The sequence below is a fragment of the Oleiphilus sp. HI0117 genome, assembly GCF_001635235.1.
In genome coordinates this window covers 1-1,911 of record NZ_LWGA01001320.1, presented here as the reverse complement: position 1 = coordinate 1,911, position 1,911 = coordinate 1, and the positions used below count along the sequence as shown (strand labels likewise).

1 pseudogene is annotated in these 1,911 nt (G+C 44.7%); it reads left to right on the top strand.

Annotation, left to right across the window (positions count from 1 at the left end):
- Positions 1-1,386 precede the first annotated feature (1,386 nt).
- Positions 1,387-1,911 (top strand): annotated as a pseudogene (locus tag A3757_RS22915) (diguanylate cyclase); the annotation flags it as partial.

Genomic DNA, 1,911 nt, shown 5'->3' with positions numbered 1-1,911 from the left:
ACACAATTTACTGAAATATACCGTTGCAGACGATCAAAGAAGAGACGGACGAGAAACTCGAATAGATCAAGTCTATAAACAGAATCTCTTACTAAGCTGCTGTCGCCCTAACCAGCTACGTCAAAACGATATACAGATTGCTTATTACGCTNTCGAATTGTGGTCAGACCTAGTTGACATCGGTGCCGATCAAATCGATGAATCAGTCTTTGTAATCAATATCGAGCAAGATCTACCACCTCGATACAAAAGCTTACTTAAAAGTACCAGTGCCAGCCATTATGGCTTTAACACGACCGAACTAGTGAGCAGACTAAATGAACACCTTAACACTGAAGTAGAGCAGGCAAAGTCAAAGAAGCGTATTGAAAAAGAGCCGATCATAGCACTGCCTAAGCATATTTCCGACGTCGTTTTGGATCATTTACATCATTCATTCGGTGTATTAACCAAGCGCAGCTTTAAACGGGTAGAAGATGAGGGTGCCCTAAACCTATGTGTTGGTTTAAGTGCAAGCCACTATTACACCTCGGGAAAAGTCGAGTTCCACACACAAATGCTTCAACATGCATCCGGTTCAACCTCAGGTGATGACAATATTTTCCTAAGTGCCACCAATCAGTCTCAGGATGGTTGGGGTGACAGCTATGATGCCGGTAGTCATTCGGCGACTACGCCCTCCGACGCGCCCATTTCCTATGACCGAGCAATCGATGACAAGCTCGACAGCGCTTACCCGAAGTACACAGTTCCTTTAGTCAATACAAGCCCTGGTGGCTATTGTCTGCAATGGGAAGGTGAAGTACCAAGCAATATTCAAGCGGGTGAAATAATTTCCTTGCGTGAAAATGCTCAGCAAGCATGGAGCATCGCGGTTATTCGCTGGATCAGACATATCAAGCAGCAAGGTACCCAGGTAGGGATCGAACTATTAGCGCCTAGCGCTAAGCCATGTGGTGTCCAATTGCTTCAGAAGACGGGAGACCCTAGCGAGTACCTAAGAGGACTCCTGTTACCAGAACTGAGTGCCATAGGTCAGCCTACGACACTTATTACACCCAGGCTTCCCTTCATGTCCGGTCATAAGGTATCGATTCGAGCCAATGGCGCCGAAGGAAAATGTAATTTAGAAACACGTGTATCAGCGACCGGTAGCTTTAGTCAATTTGAACTGTCAGAAAACAAACAAATGAAAGAGCTGACTGAAAATCGGGTTCCTGATATTGAGGTAGGCGACAACGATGATGACTTCGACTCATTGTGGCCGACACTATAAATAGAGAACTGAAAACGAAAATAGAGCACACCATAAGCGCTCTATATTAATAACTTGCCTGGTTTAACAGGTATATATTTTTTGAACATTAAGAGCAGTATCCCAAGTCAATGAGCAAAATAAACGACACAATTTATCTACTTATTCTCGACCCATCAGAGAACGACGCAGAAAAGCTAATCAGCCTGTTGCGCAATGCCGGCATACCTACCCGGGCAAAGCGTATCGAGTCTGAAGAAGAGTTCGTCGATGCGCTTGAAGAGCAGTCTTGGGATCTATTTGTTGCCCGCGAAAAAGAAGCTGACTTTGATATAAACCAAGCCCTAGTGCATATACGCCAAAAAGACCGCGATTTGCCCTTTATCGTCTTAAGTGATGCTTATGACGATGAGCAGCTGGTTAAGCACATGAAAGCCGGCGCAAAAGATGTCGTACCTTTCGAAAATGATAAACACATAGTCGTCGTACTGCGACGAGAGTTAGAGAGTCGAGCCGATCGTAAAAAGTTGCGTTTAATGGAAGCAAAAATTCGCGATGCAGAGCACCGCTGTGAATTGTTACTCGATAGCTCAAAAGATGCCATTGCTTATATCAGTGATGGTATGCACATCTATGCCAACAGCTCCTATATGCAG